Raw genomic sequence first — 899 nt, forward strand, 5'->3', positions numbered from 1 at the left:
AGTAGAAGACTTACAACATATGGTCAATCAATCCGAGAAAAAACGGCATGAATTAGAAGGAGAATATATCCGTGCTATTTATGGTCATTCGGTAGATGGTAAGTTTAGAAAGGATAATCAAAAGCCACCCGAAATACTTTATCACGGCACATCAAGAGAGACCGCTCCAATCATTTTAGAAGAGGGTATCAAATCTATGGACAGGCAATACGTACATTTATCACAGGTTGTCAAAGAAGCAATGAGAGTAGGAAAAAGAAAAGACAGTGAACCTGTTATTTTACAGGTAGATGCGGAAAAGGCTTTTCATGAAGGTGTTAAGTTTTATGAGGGCAACGACCGAATATGGTTGTCTGATTACATACCATCAAGCTTCTTGAGTATTTATAATTTATGAATTTTCTGAGGCACATATTTCTTATACTATCATTTCTTGGTTTTTATTCGAAAAATCTGAAAGCAGAAAGTATTGTTATAGGGAATGATAAAATAAAGTCATTTTCAAAACAAGATTTTAAAGAAGTTTCAGCAGAAAAAGAGTGGTTAGCTTTATGTTGTTTTCAAGAAGAATCTACCAACCAAGAACAACTCTCTTATTTACAATTTCCGTCAGAAAATTTAACTCAAAACTTTCTGGGAGAAGTATGTTTAAAAAGTGTTTCTAAAAATCTTATATCACATTTTCAATTTGGTGGAAATTTAGAAAATTATCTAGAAAATGGTGGATGGGTAGGTACTGTTTTTATTGAGAGTTCTAAGTTGGTTGACAGTTGGAAGGTCCTTAATGATGCAGGGGTTGATGATGTACTAAGAAGAAATCTTGATGAACTAGAGCTGGTTGGTAAAAATATTGATGAGATCAAAAAAGCTGGAGGATATAAGGCTTGGAAAATCAGTAA

Annotated in this window: 2 protein-coding genes; both read left to right on the top strand. The window is 33.6% G+C overall.

Annotation, left to right across the window (positions count from 1 at the left end):
• A partial coding sequence (locus ABD816_RS22165; protein ID WP_344931101.1) for an RNA 2'-phosphotransferase occupies positions 1–397 on the top strand: 397 nt, incomplete at its 5' end.
• On the top strand, positions 394–899 hold a 506-nt coding region (locus ABD816_RS22170), incomplete at its 3' end, for a hypothetical protein (RefSeq protein WP_344931102.1). The genes ABD816_RS22165 and ABD816_RS22170, both read left to right, overlap by 4 nt.

Origin of the sequence: Aquimarina addita (assembly GCF_039539305.1) — a bacterium.
Taxonomy (GTDB): Bacteria; Bacteroidota; Bacteroidia; order Flavobacteriales; family Flavobacteriaceae; genus Aquimarina; species Aquimarina addita.